Source organism: Streptomyces sp. NBC_00846 (assembly GCF_045207325.1).
In the GTDB taxonomy this organism is placed as follows: Bacteria; Actinomycetota; Actinomycetes; order Streptomycetales; family Streptomycetaceae; genus Streptomyces.
In genome coordinates, this window is the sequence record NZ_CP108846.1 from 4,927,253 (window position 1) to 4,949,710 (window position 22,458).

Annotated in this window: 16 protein-coding genes and 2 pseudogenes; 9 read left to right on the top strand and 9 right to left on the bottom strand. The window is 69.7% G+C overall.

Annotated features, from left to right (window positions below):
- The first annotated feature begins 328 nt into the window (after positions 1 to 328).
- The gene (locus OG936_RS22890; RefSeq protein WP_406497081.1) at positions 329 to 1,591 is read left to right on the top strand and encodes an IS701 family transposase; all 1,263 of its coding nucleotides are present in this window, start codon (positions 329 to 331) and stop codon (positions 1,589 to 1,591) included.
- Positions 1,592 to 1,930: 339 nt separating this feature from the next.
- Here OG936_RS22890 and OG936_RS22895 read toward each other — a convergent pair whose 3' ends face one another.
- Complete coding sequence (locus OG936_RS22895; RefSeq protein ID WP_406497082.1) at positions 1,931 to 2,437, bottom strand: DUF2004 domain-containing protein; 507 nt, start codon at positions 2,435 to 2,437, stop codon at positions 1,931 to 1,933.
- Between the two features lie 215 nt (positions 2,438 to 2,652).
- A protein-coding gene (locus tag OG936_RS22900) for an IS5 family transposase (RefSeq protein ID WP_406497084.1) occupies positions 2,653 to 3,467 on the bottom strand; the annotation gives its coding sequence in 2 pieces (ribosomal slippage) (positions 2,653 to 3,113 and positions 3,113 to 3,467; 816 coding nt in all).
- Positions 3,468 to 3,597: 130 nt separating this feature from the next.
- Here OG936_RS22900 and OG936_RS22905 point away from each other — a divergent pair.
- A complete protein-coding gene (locus tag OG936_RS22905) occupies positions 3,598 to 5,016 on the top strand; it encodes an ATP-binding protein (RefSeq protein ID WP_406497085.1) in 1,419 nt (472 codons plus the stop codon).
- Between the two features lie 175 nt (positions 5,017 to 5,191).
- Here OG936_RS22905 and OG936_RS22910 read toward each other — a convergent pair whose 3' ends face one another.
- The 4 genes from OG936_RS22910 to OG936_RS22925 all read right to left on the bottom strand — a co-directional run bounded on the left by OG936_RS22910 (position 5,192) and on the right by OG936_RS22925 (position 10,855).
- Positions 5,192 to 6,526: a hypothetical protein gene (locus OG936_RS22910; RefSeq protein ID WP_406497086.1), complete on the bottom strand. Its 1,335-nt coding sequence runs from the start codon at positions 6,524 to 6,526 to the stop codon at positions 5,192 to 5,194.
- The gene (locus OG936_RS22915; RefSeq protein WP_406497088.1) at positions 6,523 to 8,511 is read right to left on the bottom strand and encodes a hypothetical protein; all 1,989 of its coding nucleotides are present in this window, start codon (positions 8,509 to 8,511) and stop codon (positions 6,523 to 6,525) included. The genes OG936_RS22910 and OG936_RS22915 overlap by 4 nt, the downstream gene beginning before the upstream one ends.
- Positions 8,508 to 9,299, bottom strand: coding sequence for a toll/interleukin-1 receptor domain-containing protein (locus tag OG936_RS22920; protein WP_406497090.1), 792 nt, complete (start codon positions 9,297 to 9,299; stop codon positions 8,508 to 8,510). Before OG936_RS22920 ends, OG936_RS22915 begins: the two co-directional genes overlap by 4 nt.
- A 302-nt stretch (positions 9,300 to 9,601) precedes the next feature.
- Entirely contained in the window at positions 9,602 to 10,855 is a 1,254-nt protein-coding gene (locus tag OG936_RS22925; RefSeq protein WP_406497092.1) for a helix-turn-helix domain-containing protein, read from the bottom strand.
- Between the two features lie 230 nt (positions 10,856 to 11,085).
- Here OG936_RS22925 and OG936_RS22930 point away from each other — a divergent pair, with 230 nt between their 5' ends.
- On the top strand, positions 11,086 to 11,403 hold the full coding sequence (locus OG936_RS22930) for a hypothetical protein (RefSeq protein ID WP_406500785.1): 318 nt from the start codon (positions 11,086 to 11,088) through the stop codon (positions 11,401 to 11,403).
- A 49-nt stretch (positions 11,404 to 11,452) separates the two neighbouring features.
- On the opposite strand, the pseudogene OG936_RS22935 reads toward OG936_RS22930, so the two are convergent.
- Positions 11,453 to 11,650 (bottom strand): annotated as a pseudogene (locus OG936_RS22935) (CPCC family cysteine-rich protein); the annotation flags it as partial.
- Positions 11,651 to 11,902: 252 nt separating this feature from the next.
- Here OG936_RS22935 and OG936_RS22940 point away from each other — a divergent pair.
- Positions 11,903 to 12,117 (top strand): annotated as a pseudogene (locus OG936_RS22940) (type II toxin-antitoxin system Phd/YefM family antitoxin); the annotation flags it as partial.
- 157 nt (positions 12,118 to 12,274) lie between these two features.
- Here the strand turns inward: OG936_RS22940 and OG936_RS22945 are convergent.
- Entirely contained in the window at positions 12,275 to 13,846 is a 1,572-nt protein-coding gene (locus tag OG936_RS22945) for an SDR family oxidoreductase (protein ID WP_406497093.1), read from the bottom strand.
- Positions 13,847 to 14,061: 215 nt separating this feature from the next.
- Complete coding sequence (locus OG936_RS22950; RefSeq protein ID WP_406497095.1) at positions 14,062 to 16,695, bottom strand: discoidin domain-containing protein; 2,634 nt, start codon at positions 16,693 to 16,695, stop codon at positions 14,062 to 14,064.
- Positions 16,696 to 17,150: 455 nt separating this feature from the next.
- On the opposite strand from OG936_RS22950, the gene OG936_RS22955 reads away from it, so the two are divergent.
- The 5 genes from OG936_RS22955 to OG936_RS22975 all read left to right on the top strand — a co-directional run bounded on the left by OG936_RS22955 (position 17,151) and on the right by OG936_RS22975 (position 22,433).
- Positions 17,151 to 17,903 carry a GntR family transcriptional regulator gene (locus tag OG936_RS22955; RefSeq protein WP_266748313.1) on the top strand — a complete coding sequence of 251 codons (753 nt, stop codon included), beginning with the start codon at positions 17,151 to 17,153 and terminating at the stop codon, positions 17,901 to 17,903.
- 299 nt (positions 17,904 to 18,202) lie between these two features.
- Entirely contained in the window at positions 18,203 to 18,385 is a 183-nt protein-coding gene (locus OG936_RS22960; protein ID WP_266748314.1) for an SPOR domain-containing protein, read from the top strand.
- A 154-nt stretch (positions 18,386 to 18,539) separates the two neighbouring features.
- Positions 18,540 to 18,941, top strand: coding sequence for an NUDIX domain-containing protein (locus tag OG936_RS22965; RefSeq protein ID WP_406497098.1), 402 nt, complete (start codon positions 18,540 to 18,542; stop codon positions 18,939 to 18,941).
- A gap of 278 nt (positions 18,942 to 19,219) precedes the next feature.
- Positions 19,220 to 19,648, top strand: a complete 429-nt coding sequence (locus OG936_RS22970) for an ATP-binding protein (RefSeq protein WP_406497099.1) — start codon at positions 19,220 to 19,222, stop codon at positions 19,646 to 19,648.
- A 205-nt stretch (positions 19,649 to 19,853) separates the two neighbouring features.
- Complete coding sequence (locus OG936_RS22975) at positions 19,854 to 22,433, top strand: SpoIIE family protein phosphatase (RefSeq protein WP_406500566.1); 2,580 nt, start codon at positions 19,854 to 19,856, stop codon at positions 22,431 to 22,433.
- Positions 22,434 to 22,458: the final 25 nt, after the last annotated feature.

Here is a 22,458-nt window from a genome sequence, read left to right on the forward strand (position 1 = left end):
AGGTCTACACCGTTCCGGTTCAACTTGTGATACGAAGCGGCTTCACCAGCGTAAATCTCGAGTCTGAGGCGTTCTGAGGGTGCGATCCGTGCCCCTACACCAACTAGTGGAGTTCCGCTTCAACGTGTGATTGGACGTGAATAACGGCCTGACCTGTGAGAAGACAGGTCAGGCCGTTGTGCTGTCCGCAGCAGTCCGCAGGACCTGAAGCGGCTACGCGTCGTAGACCGTGGAGCGGTGCCCGACGTCTATGACCCACACCACTAGTAGGGCTTTGTTAGGTACCCCAAGTGATCCTCGTTGGATAGATTGTGATCTTCTTTCAGGTGTGACTCCTGAGGAGATGGAAGAGGTCCGGCCGCGTCTGGAGGCGTTCGCGGCCGAGATGCTTGGCTCGCTGGCCCGTCGGGACCAGCGGGCCAAGGGTGAGATGTATCTGCGCGGGCTGATGCTGGACGGCAAGCGCAAGTCGATGCAGCCGATGGCCGAGCGCCTGGGCGTGGACCACCAGCAGCTCCAGCAGTTCGTCTCGTCCTCCACCTGGGACTATTCAAAGGTCCGTGAGCGGTTGGCGCGTTGGGCTGCGGCGCACATTTCGCCCGAGGCATACGCCATCGATGACGTGGGCTTCCCCAAGGACGGTTATGACTCGCCGGGGGTGGCGCGGATGTACTGCGGCGCGCTGGGCAAGCGGGGCAACTGCCAGATCGGGGTCAGTGTGAACCTGGTCAGCGACCGCGCCTCCTCGGCCGTCGACTGGCGCCTGTTCCTGCCCGAGAGCTGGGACGACACCAAGCATGGCGAGGATCTGCTGCTGGCCGAGGCGATCCGGCGCCGCCGGGCCAAGGCCGGCATCCCGGCCGCCGCACGGCATCGGGAGAAGTGGCGCCTGGCCCTGGACATGCTCGACGAGGCGTGCGGGGAATGGGAGTTGCCCGACTTGCCGGTCGTCGCCGATGCCGGATACGGCGACGCCACGGGCTTTCGGGAGGGCCTGACCGAGCGTGGCCTGACCTACGCGGTCGCGGTCAAGGCGACCACGACCGCCCACCCGGGCGACGCGACGCCCGAGCGACCGCCGTACTCCGGGCAGGGCCGCCCTCCCGTGTCCTCCTACCCCCAGCCGCACACCACCCTGCGCGCGCTGGCCCTGGCAGCCGGACAAGCCGCCACCCGCACCGTCACCTGGCGCCAGGGCAGCAAGTCCACCAAGCACAACCCACGGGCCGAGATGCGCTCACGCTTCCTGGCCCTGCGCGTGCGCCCGGCCAACCGGTCCATCCGCCGGGCCACCGACGGCTCCCTGCCCGAATGCTGGCTGCTCGTCGAGTGGCCTCCCGACTCCGCCGAACCCACCGATTACTGGCTCTCGACGCTGCCCGCCGACACCCCACTACGAGAACTGGTCCGAATCGCAAAGATCCGCTGGAGAGTTGAGCACGACTACCGCGAACTCAAGGACGGCCTCGGCCTGGACCACTTCGAGGGCCGCAACTACCTCGGCTGGCACCGCCACGTCACCCTCACCTCCCTCGCCCAGGCCTTCTGCACAATGCTCAGGCTCGACCCAAAAGCCCCTGCGTCGGCCTGACCCTCTACGCGGTCCTCCGCGAACTCCAAGCCCTCCTGGCCACCTGGACCGGCGCCTGCTCCATATGCGGCCAACCCGCCCCGGCACCCGAACCACACCACCGCACCTAACAAAGCCCTACTAGTTCCCCGTTGTCGATGGTGTAGACGACGCGATAGTCGCCGAGGTCGTCGGCGGCGGCGATCGGCTTGTCCCGTGCGGGCGGCGTGCAAGTGCCTGGGATTCCATAGATGTCGCGATTGAACGCCGACGCGATCCGAGTCTTCAGCGCCCAGGATCGATGCGCTGTGCCCCGTGCGGTACTGCAGGGTCGCCACCACGGAGGTGGGGCTGGCGTTGTCAGCTTTCCCAGTCGACGGATGCCACGGTCCCGTCGCGGGACATCTTGACGGCAAGGAGTTCGTCACTGGTCGCAGCATCGATCGTGTAGTCCATGACGATCCGGGCCTCGTCCTCGCCGATCAGGTGCCACAGCCCGATCCGAACGTGGTGCATGGCTGCAGTGAACGCGTCGACGCTGATCGCTTCGCCGTTTGCTTCCCGGGCGAGGCGCTTGATCACTTCGATGTCGTCGAATTCGTCGGCGTGGTGGTCGATGAAGTAGCGATCCTGGTGCAGGTTCTTACGGATCGCCGCGCGAGCCGCGGTGTCCAGGGCTGGCAAATGGGCCAGGTGCGTTGCGAACGCATCCAGTTCTCCCGCATCCAGCCCGGACCCGGGCTCGGCCCACAGCCGGACTTCGACCTCGCTGCTTCCCAGCGCGGCTGTGCCTTCCCAGATGGCTTCCGTCTCGTCCACCGGCGGAACCTCAAGGTGCCCGAAGTAAGGGTGATCGATGCTCTTCATGGGGCCTGTCATTCCGATGGGCGGGGTAGGGCTTGAGGAGTAGTGGACGTTCCTGATCCAGGTTACGGCCGCGATCACTCCGTGTGGGTACCGGTTCTGCCGGCACAGCACCCCCGGCGTTGTCTGCCCGTGCACGATCCGCGCGCGGCCTGCTCGAAACGACACCCCTGAGTGCCCGCCGCCGCGCAGACTGTTGTCACGTCTTAGACGTCATCTCATTTGGTCAGTCTGCGGTAGCAGATGAGGGTGCGGGCGATGCTGGTGAAGGCGAGGAAGTGCTCGGCCTTGCGTTCGTAGCGGCGGTGGAGTCGGCGGCAGCCGGCGAGCCAGGCCATGGTGCGTTCGATGGTCCAGCGGTGTCGGCCGAGTCGCTGTGAGGTCTCGATGCCCTTGCGGGCGATGCGGTGCCCGATACCCCGATGAGACAGCCATTGCCGCGGGTGACGGTAGTCGTAGCCCTTGTCGGCGTGGAGTTTTGCGGGCTTGCGCCGACGTGGGCCCCGGCGGGACCGAATGGGCGGTATGCCCTTCACGAGCGGGATCAGGGCCTGGCTGTCGTGGACGTTGGCACCGGAGATGCCGACGGACAGGGGCAGACCGGTCCGCTCGGTGATCAGGTGGATCTTCGACCCGTACTTGCCCCGGGCGACAGGATTCGGGCCTGTCAGGTCCCCCTTTTCAGGGCCCGCACGTTCACCGAGTCGATCGCGCACCTCGACCAGTCCAGGTCGCCCCGGGAGCCGAGTTCGTCAAGGACCAGGCGGTGGAGCTTGGCCCACACCCTGGCCTTCGTCCACTCGGCGAAACGTCGGTGGGCCGTCGCCCCGGACGGCCCGAACGACGCCGCGGGCAGTTGCTGCCACGTGCAGCCCGACGTGGCCACGAACACGATCGCCGCCAGGACCTCCCGGTCACCGTGGCGACGCCGACCACCGCCCTGAGGCCGCGACGGCGCCTCCGGCACCACCCGCTGGAACAACTCCCACAGCTCATCCGGCACCAGCCGCTCAACAATCCCCGCCACATCCAACAGCCTACCCAGCCAAATGAGATGACCTCTTAGGGCTCGGTCGACACGTCTGCCGAGGGCCATGAAGGCAATCACTAACCTCTATGTTGCTAACATTGTTGTTAGTGTCATGAGTGGAGGTCGACCGGACGTGGTGGATTTTGTAGGACGCCGCCAGGAGCTGGCGACGTTGGAGCGAGAGCTGCAGAAGGTGGCGGCAGGGATCGGCGGGGAGCGGCCCGGTCGGTGCGTGATGTTGCGTGGGCGGCGCCGGGTGGGCAAGTCGCGGCTGGTCGAGCGGTTTGCGGAGCGCTCCGGAGCCCCTTTCTTGTTCTTTGCTGCGACTGGTGCATCCCCCAGGGATGATCTGGCACGGCTGGCCAGGGACGCCCAAGTGTCGACGCTGCCGTTGGCGGGGCTGGTGGCCGCCGCGCGGCCGGAGAACTGGGATGCCGCGTTCGATGTGCTGGCCGCAGCGCTGCCTGCCGACCGGGCGAGCGTTCTGATCATCGACGAAGTGCCGTACCTGATGGATACCGACGGCGCCTTTGAAGGGATGCTGCAACGGGCCTGGGACCGGGTGCTGGAGACCAAGCCGGTGCTGCTGGTCCTCATCGGCTCCGATCTGTCGATGATGGAGGCACTGAACAGCTACGGACGCCCCTTCCATCAGCGCGGCCGGGAGATGGTGCTGGGACCGCTCAACCCCGCCGAGGTGGGGCAGATGCTTGGGCTGGATCCGGTGGAAGCCTTCGACGCTGCACTGGTCACCGGCGGGTTGCCGCTGATCTGCGCAGAGTGGCCGCGCGGCGCAGGGCTGTGGGACTTCCTCGGCGAGGCGCTGAGCGATCCGGTCTCGGCCCTGCTGGTGTCGGCCGAGCGTTCGCTGGCCGCCGAATTCCCCCCGCAGGTACAGGCGCGCAAGGTGCTGACGGCCATCGGGAGTGGCGAGCGGACCTTCACCAATATCGCCCGTGCAGCCGGCGGGATCGGGGCCACGCCGCTGCAGCGAGCTCTGGAGCTGCTTACGGACAAACGGATCGTCGTCGGCGAGCTGCCTGTATCGCTGCGCCCGTCGAAGGACCGCCGCTACCGGGTGACAGATCCGTACCTGCGGTTCTGGCTGCACCTGCTCGGCCCGTCGATGGAGGAGATCGAGCGGGGGCGGGGCGATCTGACCTTGGCGCGCATCCGGGAGAACTGGACCAGCTGGCGTGGTCGGGCCGTCGAGCCTCTGGTCCGTGAGGCCCTGGCGCGGATACTGCCCGACGACCGGCTGCCCGCGGCCCCCGCAGTGGGCGGCTACTGGACCCGCACCAACGACATCGAGATCGATATCGTCGGGGCCGACCGCGCCCCCATCGCCAAGGAGCTGTTCTTCGTCGGCTCCATCAAGTGGCTGGAGCAGTCGCCCTTCGACCGGCATGACTTGGCCGCTCTGCATCGGCACCGGGCTGCCCTCACCGACGAACCTGTCCCAGTCGTGGCAGTTTCGCGTAGTGGAGTCGACTGTCCGGGGCTCGACGCCACCTACGGCCCCGGCGATTTGCTGACCGCCTGGCCGCTGTGAGTGGCGGATGTCAGGTGAGGTACGGGAGTCGGTGAGGCCTCGGTCGCTTGCCGGCGCTGTTGTGCAGCGTTGGCGGTCCTGAGCCTCCTCGTGCCCAGGTCCCGGGACAGGGGAGGCTCCCCCGCCGCGGTGTGCGGTGAAGGGGGGAGCCTCGGAGGACCGACCGTCTACCGGATCAGCTCCTGTCCTCGTCGTCCTCGTCCTGTGCGCGAGGTGCGGCGGGCCGGTGCGGGCTGTGCGAGGTGTCCCAGAAGTAGCGAGGCGCCATGTCGTCCTCGTTCGTCTCCTGCCGGTCTTGGTTCCGTTCGCCTGCACCGCTCTCCGCGGACCCCGGCGTGAACGTGTGCGCGTCGGCATCCGCGGCCGCGTCGGTGAACGGCGCGCCCTTGGGGGCTTGGAAGCGCGGCGACCAGGGCCCGGTGGTGTCCCCCTCGCTCGGAGGCTCACCCTCCGGCCCCTCGTCGGGCGCCGGGAGAAGGGTCCGCCTGATCTCCTCGGCGGCCTCGTCCAGCCCGGCCGCCTCCAGACTCCGCACCACACGGTGCACGAACACCGTGTACTCATCCATGTCCGGCTTCAGGCCCACCGCCGCCAGCAGCAGGAGCAGCCGATCCGAAACCCCCACTTCCTCCTCGCGGTCGAACGTCCCTCCTCCCTGGGTGTGTCCGTCCCACAGCGGGCCTCCGACGGTTGCTTCGGTCCGCGCGTCCACGGGCGGGACGAGCAGGTGCCGGAAGATCTCGGGCACCTCCTCGTTCTTGGCCGCCGCCGAGATCTGGGCGAGCGGACCGATCATGTCGACTGCCTTCTCGATGTCGTCCTCGTGACGGGCCAGCCACCACACCACTGCGCTGCCCGTGCTCTTGAGCACGTCGTCACCGAGGTAGCCCCGCTTGTTGCGCTCGTGCTGACGCTCGTACTCCCAGAGCTCCTCGTCCTTGCGAAGGTCGTTCAATTTCCGCAGGCGCTCGCGGTCGGCGGGGGCGAGGGTCAGTGTCACATCGGCCGCCAAGGCCTTCACCCGTCCGCTCCGGTCCGGGAGCGGGGCGCCCAGCTCCCCTTCCAGGAGATACCGTGTGAAGCTCGCCCGGCCGGGATCCTCGTGGCGGACGACCTGCAGGGCCCGGCTGACGACCGAGGAAACGGCGAGGGCTGGGGAGGCGCCGTCGGACCAGTCGGCGTGGTCGGGGACCGGCCTCCACCACACGGTGGCGGAGAAGAGGAAGTCGTAGCCGTCCGTTGCGCTCGGCAGCGCCGCGTCGACCACCCGAGTCTCCTGGTACGGCTGCTCCGTCGGCGCCGCGGGCGGCTCAGCTTCCTCGGGCTCGTACGGATCGGCCGACGCGCCGCCACCGCTGAGGACCGTCATCACGAGCAGCAGGGAGCCCGAGGATGTGACCATGGACATGAAGCCCCACAGCCACGCCGACCAGTGCAGGAGGTTTCCGAGCACAGCCGGTGCGAGGCCGCAGAGAGCGACGAACAGCAGGCTGGGAAAGCGGTGTTTCATCGTGCCTCTTCCGTGGTCCGTGGTCCGGCGCCCGCACGCTTCGCACTCTCCGTCCGGACGTACTGCGCGTTGTCGATGTGCTGCCAGAAGAGGGCGGCGACGGCCGCCCGGGACGGGTGGTGCCTGGGCCCCACCCAGTCGCAGGCGATGGCGTAGAGGCGGTGCAGAGCGGCCGTGCGGCCGTGTGTCGCCCCGACCATCACACCCAGTGCCATCTCCCGCGTACCGTCGCCCGCCGCGGCGTTCAGCCAACTGCTCACCAGCGGGTTCCAGAGCTCCGTCGGCGGATGGGAGAAAACCGTCTCCCAGCCCAGGAACAGGTCCGGCCACGGCGGCGGCTCCGGTGACCGGTCGCTCCTCAACAGTTCAGCGAGCAGCTGGAGATGGAGCTCTGCCCCGCGCGGCTCCCGACGCGTCCGGTCCCGCAGGCGGTCGATCAGTAGCCGGTAGGGCCGACGGTCGCGGCCGGCGAGGTCGAGAAGTACTTCCCGGGCCTCGCGTGCCGCCTCCCCCTTCCGTACGGCGAGGTAATGGAGCCGCACCATCGCCTGATCCGGGTGCGTCGCGCAGAGGCTCTGGAGGCAGGCAGCGGTCAGGACGCGAACGAGACCGTCCGACAAGGGGCCGGACCTCGCGCACTCGTACATCCGTCTGCGGAACCATCCCCCGAACCTCTCGTGGCTGAGACCGAGTTCGAGGGCCGCCACGGCTCGTGGGTCGCAGGACGCCCCGGTCGCGTGGTCCGCCCAGCGGACCACAAGGTCGAAGAGGTGGTCGGGCCGCCCGACGGCCAGGGACCGCGCGCCGAAGCGGACGACGACGTTCACCCGGTCGTCGGTGGTCAGACCGCGGAGCCCGGCGGCATGGCCGATCCAATTCCTGAGGTCGTCGCGCGTCCCGGGGAAGTTCGCCCAGAAGTACGTCCGTACCGCGTCGGCGTAGGCCAGCCGCCCGAAGTGGAGCCGCCCTTCCAGGTCCCGCTCGATCCCGAGCGTCGCCAATCGCTCCCCGAAATCCGTCCGTGCGAGCTCGGTTGTCGACTCTTCCTCGTGCCTCACCGTCCTCATCAAGCCGTGCCACGCCTCGTAGACGGTGTCGGCGCGGGCCTCTTCGAACACTGCCGCCGCAAGCAGCAGGGCCCGCTCGGGTGCGGTGCGGACCGTGGCCACCTGTCGGCCCACCTCACCGGCACGGTCGGTTACCGCGTGCATCGCTTGGTCGAGCCATCCCGCGAAGTCGACGCCGAACCGGCCGCTGTCGCGAGCAGACCTCACCAGCCCCGCGAGCCGCGCCAGTTCCCGCATGGGGGAGCGTTCGCACAGGCGCTGGAGGTCGTAGCTCCCCAGGTCCGTGGAGTGGAAGGCCATCCGGTCCATACGGAGGTACCGGGTGACGACGGCGATCCCCCGAGGGCGCCCCAGCGCCACCGTGTGCGGTTCGAGCTCCGGCGCGTGGGCGTGCTCCATGCCCGACGGCAGGACGACCACCATGTGGGCCCCCGCCTCCTGGAGCTGCGACCGGCGCACGACCAGGAGGCGCTGGGCCTTGGCATACGCCTCCTCGTCGGCGATTCCGGAGAGGTCGAGGAGGAAGCGGTCCCCCTCGCCGGGGGCGAGAGTGGCCTCGTCCTTGTCCGTGGCGGGAAGCTCCTCGAACCGGTCCTCCTCCTGCTCCTCTTCATCGCCTGCGTCCTCACCGAGCTCGTGCAGCAGCATGATCGCTGCGGCGCGCCGGCCGCTGCCGGGCGCAGCCTCCAGCAGCACCACCGATCCGGGCTTCTCCAGGCAGTCGGCGGCGATGCGATAGCCCACCGGCCGAACGAACCGGTCGGCCAGGCGCACCCGGTCCTTTCGGACGATCCGGAGGGACTCGACCCCTTTGCGGATCATCCAATCCGCGCCGCCGTAGAAGACGTACTGGGGCCCTACGCCATTGTTCACCGGGCCACGCGGATCGTTGACGGTGACGCGGTCCTGCTCGGTCATCGTCCGTCGTCCGAGCGCCGACGCTCGCGCTCGAAGCGTTGGTGGACCGTACCGCTGTTGTCGCCCGCGGTGAACTGGACCCCGGCGTTGTCGCCCTCGAAGTGGGGAGCGTTGTACTGGTGCCCCCCACCGGTGTTCACGGGCCCCTGCGGTTCATTGACGAAGGTTCCGGACAGATCTCCGTTGAGGTTTCCGATGCCGCGCACGTGCTGTTCGACGTCGCGCGTCCGCATCCTGGTATGCCTGGCATCCTTGGCCGACTTCTTGCGGGACTTCGCCTCCGCCCGCTCCCGCGCCGTACGGGCGTCGCGGTCCACCCCACGCAGCTCGGGCAGGAGCCGGGCGAGGGTGTCGCCGAGCGCCGTCAGGTCCGATTCGGCGTTGCGGTGGTCGAACCGCCTGTACTGGCAGTCCGCCAGCTCCAGCAGATCGTCCGGAAGGACGGAGCGGTCGATCCTCGTGGCCTTTCCGACGAGCACGGGGATCACCAGGACCCCGCGGTCGAGCGCGGTTTGGATCTCGCGACGTGTCCAGTCCTGCTCGGCTTCGAGGGCGGGGCGGCCGTCGGCCCCCCGCACCTCCGCCCAGCGCGGGCCGATCACGCTGAGGAGAGCCTCGCACTCCTCCACCGCCCTGACCAGTTCCACTGGGAAACGGCGTCCGGGCTCGATCGAGTTGCTGGCGAAGAAGATTCGCTCGTCGCCGAACCGACGGGCGAGTTCCCGAGCGATCATGGTCGCTGCGGACTCCTCGTCGCCTGTGCGGTAGTTGACGAAGACGTCGGGCATGAAGGTTCCCTTCGTGAAAGGAAGACGGGGTGAACGGGCACGGGGCTGTGGACCGGGGCTCCGGTCCGCCCGGGCCATGAGGTCCCGACTGTGTGGACGGCATGGCGCATCCACGGGAGGGCGTGCGGATGGAGGGGCGCCGCCTGGTGCGTCACTGGTCGCGGGCAGCCCGAAGAAGCCGGGGCGCGATGCGACGCGTCGAGCGGTGATCAGAGGGTTCCGCCGGGGATCGTGGGATCCGGAGGGACCGGGTAGTCCGGCGAGCCGGGCGGCTCGAGTCTGTGTCGGTCGTGGAGGGGCTGTCAGTCGTGCGCGGGGGCGAGCACGCGTGCCAGCGCGGGCTGCAGATCACGTACGGCGCGGCTGCTCCGGAACCGGGAGAGTTCCCGTGCGAGACGCCGGACGTCGCTGTTCACCGTGGCCGAGGGCACTGCCGGCATCACTTCCAGGAGATCCCCGGCGATCGCGCACGCGTGCTCAACCTCTCCGGAGGCGGCATGGGCCAAGGACCGGCGGAAGCCGTACCGGGCGCGGGTACGCAGCGCGTGCGGCGGGAGGCGGCGGTACTCCCGGTCGAGTACCTCGGCGGCGGCCTTGGGACGGCCGAGGTCGTGCAGGCACCAGCCGGTCGACATCGCCGCCGGATCGCTCACATGGGAGGTGCCGATCACGGGCTCGGCGCCATTGCGGGCGTCGTCGCCGGCGAGCAGTTCCCGCGCCCTGTCGAGGCTGCGGAGGCAGTCGACTTCGTTGCCGACGAGCGCGTGCCCCTGGGCCTCCCGCTGGGCCGCGAGTCCCCGGATGCGCGGCGGGAGTTCGCTGCTCTGGGCGCGGCGGGCCAGGGCGACGGTGCCAGCGGCGTCCCCGCCGTACATTGTGACCAGGGCGCGTCGCACCAGTGCGTAGGAGCCGAGGTACGGGTCACCCCCGGCGCGCGCCAGTTCGGCGGCCTCGCCCGTCCAGCCGAGTGCCGCGTCGCTGTCCCCGGCCTCCTGGGCCATCCAGCCGGTGAACTCCGCGAACCGTGAGGCGAGCAGGAGCGCAGGGGCCCGAGAAACGGACCGGGCGTCGGCGGCCAGCCCGGCGATCATGCGAGTCTGCGTCTCCAGCAGGGGCAGCAGGACCTTGGGTGCGGTGGACTGACCGAGCTTCCGCAGCTGGTCGAACTGCATGCGTAAGGAGGGCAGGAGGGGGTCCTCTGCGGAGGACAGCGCCTGACTGCCGAGTTTCAGGCCGAGGTCGATCAGCGCTCCCGTACCCGCCGAGAGGACCGCCCGGCGTCCGACGAGCCAGCGGCTCGGACCGGCGGGGGATTCGGCGGTGCCCGAGCCCGAGTCCGTCTCGGGTCGGGTGACCAGGCGCTGCAGCTCACCGTCCGCGCCGAGGAAGGCGTCGCACCGCCGGGCTAGTTCGGGGGACGCGGAACGCTCCCCGCGCTCGACCTTGCTTATGTGCCCCTTGTCGTAGTTGAGCGCCACGGAGAACTCAGTCAGAGTCAGCCCCGCTTCTACTCGTAAACGGCGAAGTTCCGGGCCAAAACGTAAAGTCGTGCTCATCATCAACCTCCCCTTGAACAGTGACCGCGAGAGCCGTCCGCCCTCACGGGAGCCGTCATCCGACGATCGCCGGTCGACACGAAACCCGACGGCGAACACCTGCTGTGACGGCGTCGTTTCGGTCCGCATCCGAAAGTGAGTCTGGCACGACGGGCGCCTGGAGAATCGGGGTTCGGCGGTGTTGCCCGTTGCCTCTTTCGTTCTCCGTTGTTTCCCGTCCATTTCTTAGAGTGACCGGAGTTGACCGCGATCGGTACATAGCGATCGAGAATGACAGGATCACGGGCGGGGTCCAGTCGTTCACGAAGTCGCAGCGCTCGTCGATCCAGGTGGGGGGCGACGAAGATGTTGTCGTCGGCGGGAGCTTCGGAGGCTTCCGACAGGGGTCAGGTGCGGGACTCTTCGACCAGGTGCTCCCAGGGCTCAGTCCAGTCGAGTTCCCGGTTCAGTCCGGTGCCGGAGACGCCGTACGTGCGGCCGGCGCCCACCTGTCAGAACTGGGAGTGGAGGATCACTTGGGCGTGGTCGGCCAGGTCGTTGATGGATGAGGGAGACCTTGTTCGCCCCGCCATCCATGGTGGGCCACCGAAACTGGATGGAGTCATCCTCCCAGAAGTAGACAGGGTAGATGGCGTACGCGCCGGGCGTCTCGTCCAGGACGAGACGCCCGCAGCAGGGACAGGGGTAGCGGTCGCTCACCTGCGCAGTCTCGTTGCAGGCCCTGCGGGTGAGCCATGGATTTTGGATTTCTCTGCCGCGGCGCCCCGGCCAGTCCGCAGTCAGTCCGCAGGGCACTCGTAAACAGCCATCGGGACCCAGCGCATGTCAACTGAGAAATGGCTGGTCAGAGCCCTGGTCAGAGCCCTGGACGGGACTCCGCCGCAGGTCAGGATCAGACCGCAGGCATTCCGCTTCAACGTCTGAGTGGATGAACTAACACCACGTTGGTGGCGTGGCAAACATGCAGGTCAGATGGGGTCGGCTCGTCCGGGAGCCGGCCCCTTGCCGTTTCCCGTGCTGGGATGGTGTCGGGTCTTCTGGCGATGTGTGACCGAGCACGGCAACGCCGTGCTCGTATCGGCCGAGGACTATTCGGCACTGCGCGAAGGCTCGTACCTGCTGCGTTCCCCGGCGAAGGCTCGTACCTGCTGCGTTCCCCGGCGAACGCCCGCCGACTGCTCAAGGCGTACGAGAACGCCTTGGGCGACATCAACGTGTCGGAGCGCGAGCTGATCGATCCCCTCTCTGTCAGCCTTGGGTGAGACGTCCCGTTCTGTACGAACAGCGGCACCACCTCGTCTGCCGCCGTGAGTGCGGCACACAGTGGGGAATGGTCGTGCGCGCAGATCCGAGGCGAACAGGACGACCGCGACGGCCATGGCGTCACTCCTGGTGCCATGAGGCGGTGCTGATGGGCAGCTACTGGCCGGCTCGTCGCCCGGGGCGGGGTTTTTGGGCGCGGTCGGCGTGCGACGAGGTTCCGTGCGCGCTCATCCCCTTGGCGGCGGCCTGGGTGATGTTACGGGCCATGCCGCCGAAGACCACGGCATGGAAAGGGGAGACGGACCACCAGTAGGCATGGCCCAGCAGACCGCGTGGGTGGAACAGCGCCCGCTGCCGGTAGCGGGTACGGCCCTCGGAGTCGGTCTCGGCGTACATCTCCAGCCACGCGAGACCCGGCAGCCGCATCTCCGCGCGCAGCCGCAGCAGCCGTCCGGGCTCGATCTCCTCGACCCGCCAGAAGTCCAGCGAGTCTCCGACCCGCAGGCGCTCGGCGTCGCGTCGCCCGCGGCGCAGCCCGACACCACCGACGAACCGGTCCAGCCATCCCCTGACCGCCCAGGCGAGCGGAAAGGAGTACCAGCCGTTGTCGCCGCCGATTCCCTCGATCACCTTCCACAGGGCCTTTCGGGACGCGTCGACCGACAGCTGCCGTTCGTCCTGGTAGAGGCTGCCTCCGGCCCAGTCCGGGTCAGTGGGCAGCGGATCGCTGGGTGTCCCCGGTACGGAGGCGGACGACCAGCGGGTGGCGACCTGGGCCTCACGCACCCGTCGCAGTGCCAGGGCCAATGCCTCGTCGAACGGCAGCGGCCGGCCCGGAAGGTCGGGCACGTACCGGGCGATGTCGTGCTCTTGGCAGACGACCTCGTGACGCAGTGACTCCGTCAACGGCCGGGCCAGGGAGGCGGGCACCGGGGTGACGAGGCCGACCCAGTGGCTGGACAGTCTCGGCGTGAGGACCGGTACCGGCACGATGAGCCGCCGAGGCAGTCCGGCGACGGCAGCATAACGGCACATCATCTCCCGATACGTGAGGATATCGGGCCCGCCGATGTCGAATGCCCGGTCGACATCGTCCGGCATGGTGGCCGAGCCGACGAGGTAGCGCAGCACATCGCGTACCCCGATGGGCTGGGTCCGGGTGTGCACCCAGCTGGGGGTGACCATGACCGGCAGCCGCTCGGTCAGATAGCGCAGCATCTCGAAGGAGGCCGATCCCGAGCCGATGACGACCGCTGCCCTCAGCACGGTGGCGGGTACCGGTGCGTCGAGGAGGATTCGCCCGACCTCGGCCCGGGAGCGCAGATGCGGGGAGAGTGACCCTTCGGGCATGTTCGGTGGCGTGAGACCGCCCAGGTAGACGATCCGTCGAACCCCTGCGAAGTGCGCCTGCTCGGCGAAGACACGGGCCGCACGGCGGTCGGTGTCCTCGAACGTGGAGCCGGTCCCGAGGGCGTGCACCAGGTAGTACGCGACATCGATCCCGCGCATGGCCGCGGCGACCGAGCCCGCGTCCGTTACGTCGCCTTGTACCGTCTCGGCGTCCCCCGCCCAGGGGTGGTCACGGAGTTTGCGGGGGGAGCGGGCCAGACACCGTACCCGGTGGCCCGCTCGCAGCAGTTCCGGTACCAGACGCCCGCCGATGTACCCGGACGCTCCGGTGACCAGGCAGTGCAACCGTTCCATGTCCCCCTGTCCGTTCGTGCCCATGATCGTTCCTCCACGTGCTCGCTCCGACTGTCCCCATGTCGCCCGATCATGGCCTCAACGGCGTGACCGCGCCCGTCGCGGCGTGCCGGCCGGCGGTCGTGAAGCAGAAGCGGGCCCCGCCCGGCTCCGCCGCCGCTCCTTCCAGCCGTAGGCGGGGCGCGGACACGTGCGCCGCCTGCCGTGACACGGCGTCCGGGAGGCGCGCACGCGCCGGCCTACGGCTGCTCGACCCTCAACTCCTGTACGCCCACCGGCTTCTCCGGATCTCCCGAATCGACCGTCAGGCGTACCCGGCGGGCCACCGAACCCGGCCTGTACGACTGCCAGTCCTTGCCGTTCACCGATGTCTCCACGCGGTACGAGACGACGCGTGCGTCCGTCCATTCCGGTGCGATCGAGGTCACCGGGGCCGTGCGGCCCAGGTCCACGGTCAGGCTGCCCGTCGCGCCGTCCGGGGACCAGGCCGTGGCCGCGCTGCCGTCCACCGCAGCGGCGGCGTACAGGCCGGGGGTCTCGGAGCTCGCCGTCGCCGGGCGGCAGCGGGCCGCGTTCGTCGTCCGGGCGAGGTCGGGGCGGCGGGTGGCGAGGGCGAGTGTGCTGGTGAGGAGGCGGGGGCCGGTGGGGGTGTGGACGGTGAACGGGGCGCCGGAGGTCAACCGGACCGTCGTCGTCAGGGGGCCGATCGCGATGTCGTACGTACGGCCCCGGTAGCGCAGCCCCGTCAGCGTGACGCCCCTGCCCAGCTGCGGCGGCAGCAGCGGATCGAGGCGCACCCCGTCCTCCCGCAGCCGAAGGCCCGTCAGCCCGTGCGTGAAGACCTGGAGGAACCCGCCCTTCCCGGTGAGGAAGTCCTCCGCGGGAGTCCCCGACAACGGGTCCTGTGTGCCCGACTTTGCGCCCCGGGCTTCGCTGAAGAGGGCGTACGGGCCGCGCATGAACGGGCGTACGGCGCGCTGGAGATAGGTGTACGTCGCGCAGCCGGCCTCCCCGATCGCGGCCGCGGCGATCGCGTGGACCGAGTCCGTCATCGCCGGGCCGTCCGGATCGGTGCGCTCGGCGTAGTAGTCGAGCGTGGCCGCCCGGGCGCCCGGCTCCATCGGCCATTCGAGCGGGTAGATCAGCAGCACCGTGTCGGCCTGCTTGATGGTCGAGCCGTTGTAGCCCGCGTACTGGAGGAAAAGCTTCCGCTTCGGGTCGTACGGGATGCGCAGACCGTCCGCGACCCGCGTCCACTCGGCCGGCGCGGTATGCCCGAGCAATCGCGCGGCGCGGGTGGCGTTGCGCAGCGCGGTGGCCGCCACCGCGTTGGTGAAGGCCCCGTCGGTGACGCCGTTGCTGTATTCGTCGGGGCCCGCGACCTCCTTCACCGAGTAGCTGCCGTCCGCGTCGGCGGTCGCCCGCGAGACCCAGAAGTCGGCGATCCCCCGGAGCAGCGGCCACCCGTGCCCGGCCAGCCAGCCGCGGTCCCCGGTCGCCAGGTAGTACTGCCAGACGGCGAGTGAGACATCGCCCTGGAGGTGGATCTGGGTGAGGCAGTGCGGCGGGTCCCAGCTCTGGCACTCGGACCACAGGTCGCCCTTGCTCGCGCTCGTCCACGGGTAGAACAAGCCCTTGAACCCCAGCTTCCGGGCGTTGGCGCGGGCGGCTCCGCGCGTGCGGTAGCGGTACTCGACCACCGAACGGGCCAGCTCGGGGCGGGTGGCGAGCAGCCCCGGGAACATCCAGATCTCGGCGTCCCAGAACACCAAGCCCGCGTAATTGTCGCTGGTCAGACCGGTCGGAGCGATGCTGTCGCGGGAACCGGTACGGGTGGACGCCAGCAGGCCGTACTGCGTCGACCTCAGCCACTTCTGCAGGTCGGGCCTGTCCGGGACGGAGATGTCGGCCACCCAGACCCGCCGCCAGGCGGCGGCGTTCGCGGCGAGGACGGCCGACCAGCCGCGGCCGGCCGCGCGCCGCGACGCCTCGCGGGCGGTGGTGCGCGGGGCGGACGAGGTGAGCGCGGTGTCCACGCCCACGTACTTCTCGAAGGTGTACGTGCGCCCGGCGCGCACCTGGGGTGTGCTGCGGATCTGGTTCGCGCCGGGTACCTGCGGCTCCGATCCGCTGGTGCGCAGCGTCTGGACGATCGCGCCCGCCGTCCCGGTGCCCCGCGTGCGGAACGTTCCGTCTGCGTTCAGCGTGATCCGGCGTGCGCCCCGCGGGTCGAGGCGTCCGGTGACGGTCGCGGTGCCGCTCCAGTGCGGTGTCATACGCAGCCGTACGGCGCCGGTGTGCACGTCGGACCGGTCCGCGAGCACCTCGTACGTCAGGTCGGTCGCGCGCCCGTCGGCCGTGGTCCAGCGCAGCGACGTACGCACCAGACCGCAGCGCAGGAACACGGTTCGGCGGTAGTGCGAGATCCGGCCCGGGGGAGTGCCGGAGCCGTAGGTCTCGTTGCCGACGCGTACGTCGAGGGTCGTCCAGCTCGGCAGTGCGGCGATCACCTCGCGCCCTTCGGCGAGGTTCTTGTCGCGCCCGAACAGGCCGGAGACGAAGGCGCCGTCGTAGCGCGGGGTGAACAGCGGCCAGCCTGTCTTCCTGTCCGACGCGGCGTATCCGGCGCCGGTGGCGGGCACTCGGTGGGCCAGATAGCCGTTGCCGGCATAGGGGTCGTAACCGTCGGCCTCGCCGAACCGGGTGGAGGCCGGCGCCCAGGCGGGGTCGGTGTCCCGGCCACAGGCCGTGGAGGCGGGCGGGCGGGGAGCGGCCGCGTAGGAGAGGGGCGGCAGCGGCGCGATCAGGGCGCCCGCGACCAGGGACGTCAGGGACGCGAGGGACGCGAGGAGACAGACACGCGACGGGCTCACCGTACGAAGGTATGGACGCGCGCGCCGAGCGGTGGCGCACGGCGCGCGGCGGGCGGGTGAACGGTGGGCGGGGGAGGGTGATGCCCTCGGCGAGGGCGAGGGTGTGGCGGGCGCGCCGGCCGGGGTGGCCGACAGATCGTTCGCGTCTGCTCGGAAGGCCGCGGCGAGCGGGGGATACTGCCTCGGCCTGTACGGCGATCAGCGCCGGGCGTCGGTCGATCAGCCCCTGGGCGTGGAGCTCGGCGGTGGCCGGCGCCGCGTCGAGCGGGAGCGTGCCGGTTCTGGACGCGGTTCCGAGGACGGCTCGGCGGCCCGGTTCTCTCCGGGGCTCGGCGACGGGTCATGCATGAGGCCGTGATGAATCATCACTTCGGGTGAAACTCTGGCCCGTGCTTGCGGTGCACAACCGACGGTCGTCAGGCTGTTGCAGACTGTCAACCTGTTGGGAGTGGCCTGTGACTTTCGGTGAGCAGCCCGCCTATCTGCGTGTTGCAAGCGATCTGAGAGAGAAGATCGCCAACGGTTCGCTGCCGCCGCATACGCGCCTGCCCTCGCAGGCGCGTATCCGCGAGGAGTACGGAGTCTCGGACACCGTCGCGCTGGAGGCACGCAAGGTGCTGATGGCCGAGGGGCTGGTCGAGGGGCGCTCCGGATCCGGTACGTATGTGCGCGAGCGCCCCGTCCCGCGCCGGATCGCCCGCTCCGGCTATCGGTCCGGAGCCGGGGCCAGTCCGTTCCGTCAGGAGCAGACGGCGGAGGGGGTGTGCGGAACGTGGGAGTCCCGCAGCGAGCAGGAGGGTGCGAGCGGCGAGATCGCCGAGCGCCTCGGCATCGAACCGGGCGACCGGGTGATGCGTACGCGATACACCTTCCGGGAGGCCGGTGAGCCGATGATGCTCTCCACCTCCTGGGAGCCGCTCGCCGTGACGGGGCGCACGCCGGTGATGCTGCCGGAGGAGGGCCCGCTGGGCGGCTGCGGGGTGGTCGAGCGGATGGCCGCGATCGATGTCGTCGTGGACAACGTGGCCGAGCAGGTCGGCGCGCGTCCGGGGCTGGCGGAGGAGCTCCTGGCGCTCGGCGGTGTTCCGGGCCATGTGGTGATGGTGATCGAGCGGACGTATTACGCGTCGGGCCGCGCGGTCGAGACGGCGGACGTGGTGGTACCCGCCGATCGCTTCCGGATCGCCTATCACCTTCCGGTCCGGTGAGCGACAGGCGCAGGGCGTCGTCCGGCGCCCGTGCCGACGGGTCGGCCCCCTGCCGGGCCCCGTGACCGATGGGCTGTCGCCGACCGTCATAGCTTGTCATGTCCCGCTCCTCAAGGGGGGCGCATCCCGTCGGGTGCGCCCCCTTTTCCGTGGCCGGATCGGTATCTCTTTGTGTAATTACGTATTCGTTGAGTGAAGGTCAGGCGTAGGCTCGGGCATATGCGTACTGCGGTTTCCTGGGGATCCTTAGAGACGTACATGCCGTTCGAGGGAGGGGCGCAATGTTCGGGAATGGCGCGATGACCGACAGTGGTGCCGAGCTCCCTTGGCTGGTGATAAGGGAGGACGACAACGGCAATCGCTACCGCGTCGGCAGATATGCCACGCAGGGCGAGGCCCAGAAGATCGCCGACAAGCTCGATACCCGTGGTCACAAGCAGCTCTACTGGGTGGAGCGCATCGGGCAGAGCGCCCGGCCGTAGGGCGCCGGGCCGCGTCCACCGGAAGTCGCGCGTGGGAGTCGCGCGGGGGAGTCGCGCTCCGGCTCAGGGGCGAGGGCCGGGGCGGCCCGGGTGGGCAGTGTCCGTCCGGCTAAGGTCCTGCCTGACGTGGGTTCCGGATGGCGGAGGCGGAGTGATGTCGGTCCTGATCGACACGGTGGCGTGGGTGCGTGTGGAGGGCGGCAGGATTCTCTGCGCGCGGCCACGGGGGAAGGATGTCTTCTACATCCCCGGTGGCAAGCGGGAGGGCGCGGAAAGCGATCTCGAAACCCTGCTCCGCGAAATCAAGGAGGAGCTGACGGTGCTCCTCGCGCCGCACACCGCGGTACACGTCGGTACGTACGAGGCCGGGGCGCCCGATCTGCCGAGCGGCGCCGTGGTGCGTATGAGTTGCTACACCGCGGACTACGAGGGGACGCTGGCGGCGAGCAGCGAGATCGAGGAGATGGCCTGGTTCTCGTACGCGGACCGTCCGCTCGTTCCGCCGGTCGACCAGCTGCTCTTCGACGACCTCAAGGCGGCGGGCGAGCTGAACTGAGCCGGGCCCGACCGCCGTTGTGCCTCGCCGGGGGCGTGTCCGTCCGGGGGTTCCTCGCTCACGGCGCGCCCCTCCGGTGCCGAGCGTTGCCCGTGTGGATGGCTGCGGCGCGCAGCGGTGACCTCGTGCGCCCCTCTGTCTGCGTATATCTGTTCGTGTGTGCACTCGTACACCCGTACGCCCCACGTGTCGATCGCGGTGGTAGGGTGCCCCGAATATCGGGTATGTGCTGATTAACCCCCGTAAAACAGGACGCTCTCCGTTGCTGGTCTTGGGAAGTGGTCGGCGTGATCGACATCGAAGGCGATTGCGCCGAGTGGACCTTTCCGGCTGTGCCGGGCGCGGTGCGTTCCGCGCGGCATGCCGTCCATGAGGCGTTGCGCGGCTGGGGGCTCGACGACGCCGTCGGGGACATGACGGTTCTGCTGGTCAGCGAGTTGGTCACCAATTCCCTGCAGTACACGACGGGCCCCATCGGCGTGCGGCTGCAACGCCCTCACCTCAACGGTGACGCCCCTTCCGCCCACCCGGGACTGCTCGTGGAAGTCTCCGATCCGCTTCCGGATCCGCCCACCGAACGCAGCGCCGGACCCGATGACGAGGGGGGCAGGGGACTGCAGCTGGTGGCCTGTTCCGCGCGCCGCTGGGGGACCCGGCGGGGAAAGAGCGGCAAGACGGTGTGGTTCGAGCTGTCCCTGCCTGGTTAGGAGTGGGGTGGGACGTGCAGCGATCGCCAGAGGCCGGTCCGGAGGCCGGGCAGAACGTGGCCGAAAGGGACTGAGACCGTGCTGTGATCGTGAACGCCGTGTCGGTTGGGACCATAGTGCTGAATACTGCGGGCAGGACCGGTCCGGTGTGTGAGCTGGAGGGGACGGTCGCGTGAGCGAAATACCTGGGACAGCGGGCGACATTGTGTGGCAGAGCAGCCCGCCTGGCTCGATCTACGACTACATCAGGGTCGCCTCCTTCTCGATCGGCCCCGATGGCCAGATCGAGCAGTGGAGCCGCCGGGCCGCCGGCCTCTTCGGCATTGCCGCGGACAAAGCGGTGGGAATGGATCCGGTCGAGGCGTTCATGCCTGCCGACCTGCGCACGGACGGCCACCGCCGGATCGGCGAGATCCTCGACGGCAAGGAGTGGACGGGCCTCGTCCCCTTCCGGATACCGGGCGACGACCCGGTGCACGGGCTCGCCGAGATCTATGTGATGCCGAGCGAGACCGGTAGCGGGGAACGGGCCGCGCTCTGCATCGTCGTGGACGTCCGAGCACTGCGCCACATCGAGACGGACCTTGCCGCGTCACAGGCGATATTCGGTCAATCTCCCTTCGGTTTCGTGCTGTTCGGTATGGACCTCACGGTCATCCGCGCCAACGAGCGCTTCGCTACCGTCTTCGGTGGCCGGGTCACCGACCACCGCGGCCGTACGGTCGACGACTATCTCTCCCGCCCCGAGGCGGACCGGCTCACCGCCACGCTGAAGCGCGTCCTGGAGACCGGTTCCTCCGTCACCGACCTCCAGCTCGTCGGCACCGCGCCCGGTGACACCGAGAACCGCAACTGGTCGATGAACCTCTACCGTGTGCACAGCGGATCGGGCCGGCCCATCGGCATCGCCGGACTGGCCACCGATGTGACCCGACGGCACATCGCCGCCCGCGAGGCCGCCAGCGCCCGCCGCAACCTCGCGCTGCTCAACGAGGCCAGTGCCCGCATCGGCAACTCCCTCGACCTGGAGACCACGGCCCGCGAACTCCTCGACGTCGCCGTCCCGGGCTTCTGCGACCTTGCCTCCGTCGACCTCTATCAGGGGCTGCTCACCGGCGACGACGCGCCGCCCGGCCGCTGGGACTCGCTCCGGCAGGAGTCCTTCGGCGGCTCCGCCGAACTGCGCCGCGTCGCCCTCGCCAGCGCCGTGTCGGACGGTCTTCCCACCACCGTCACCGCGGCTGCCACGGACACCGCAGCAGCCGGCACATGCTCCGGCCGGCCCGCGCTCGGCGCCGTACACCGCTTCCCGTACGACTCGCCCTGTGCCACCGCCCTGCGCACCGGCCGTGTCGAGGATGTGCCCAGCGACGACCGGGGCTTCGTCCAGTCCGCGCTCGCCGTACCGATGGTGGCCCACGACGCGGTGGTCGGCCTCGTCCAGTTCGTCCGCACGAAGGGCAGCGAACCCTTCGGCGAGCGGGACCGTGCCCTGGCCACCGAACTCGCCGCCCGAGCCGCGGTCTGCATCGACAACGCCCGCCTCTACCGGCGCGAACACGAACGCGCCCTGATCCTCCAGCGCAGCCTCCTGCCACCCGGCGACCCCGTCGCCGCGGGCCTCGACATCGCCTGCCGCTACCTCCCCGGCAACACGGCCACCGAGGTCGGCGGCGACTGGTTCGACGTGATCGAACTCCCCGGCCACCGAACCGCCCTCGTCGTCGGCGACGTCATGGGCCGCGGACTGCGCGCCGCCGTGGCCATGGGCGAACTGCGCACTGCCGTAAGGACCCTGGCCCTGCTGGACCTGGAACCCGCCGAGGTGCTCTCCGCGCTCGACGAGGTCGCCCGCGGGCTCGGCACGCCCGGCGGCGGCACCTCGTCTTCCTCCGGCGGCTCGGGCGGCGGCGCCCAGTGGCCCTCGCGGGCCGCCCACAGGTCCCGCGAGGCGGACCTCTCCGAGGTGTACCTGGCGACCTGCGTGTACGCGGTCTACGACCCGGTCACCCGGCGGTGCACCTTCGCCAACGCCGGTCATCTCCCCCCGGCCGTCGTCGAGCCCGGCGAACCGGCCACGCTGCTCGACGTCCCGCCCGGGATGCCGCTCGGCGTCGGCGGCGAACCCTTCGAGGAGGTCGAGGTCGAACTGAAGGAGGGCGCCCTGCTCGCCCTCTACACCGACGGCCTCGTCGAGTCCCGCGATCATCCGCTCGACGAGGGACTGCACGCCCTGCGCGGCGCGCTCGTCGAACCGGACCGGCCGCTCGAAGACGTCTGCGACCACGTGCTGACCACCCTCGACACCCGGCACGGCGAGGACGACATCGCGCTGCTCATGGCCCGCATCCGGGGGCTGCCGGTGGACGCCGTCGGGGACTGGCGGCTGCCCCGCGAACCCCGCTCCGTCGGCCGCGCCCGCGAACTGGCCCGTGACCAACTGCTGGCCTGGGACCTCGACGAGCTGGTGGACACCACCGAACTGCTGGTCAGCGAACTGGTCACCAACGCCCTGCGGTACGGAGAGGGCGAGATCCGGCTCAGGCTGCTGCGCGACCGTACGCTCGTCTGCGAGGTGTGGGACGCGGGCCTCGTCCAGCCGCGGCGACGGCGGGCGCGCGACACCGACGAGGGCGGGCGCGGGCTCCAGCTGGTCGGTCTGCTGAGCGTGGCCTGGGGGTCCAGGCGCACACCGCGCGGAAAGACCGTCTGGTTCGAACTGGCGCTGCCCGACGGGGAGCCGGCTGCCGAGCCCACGGTCGAGCAGCTGCTGAGCATGTTCTGACCGGGAGGGTTCAGGAGGCCGGCGG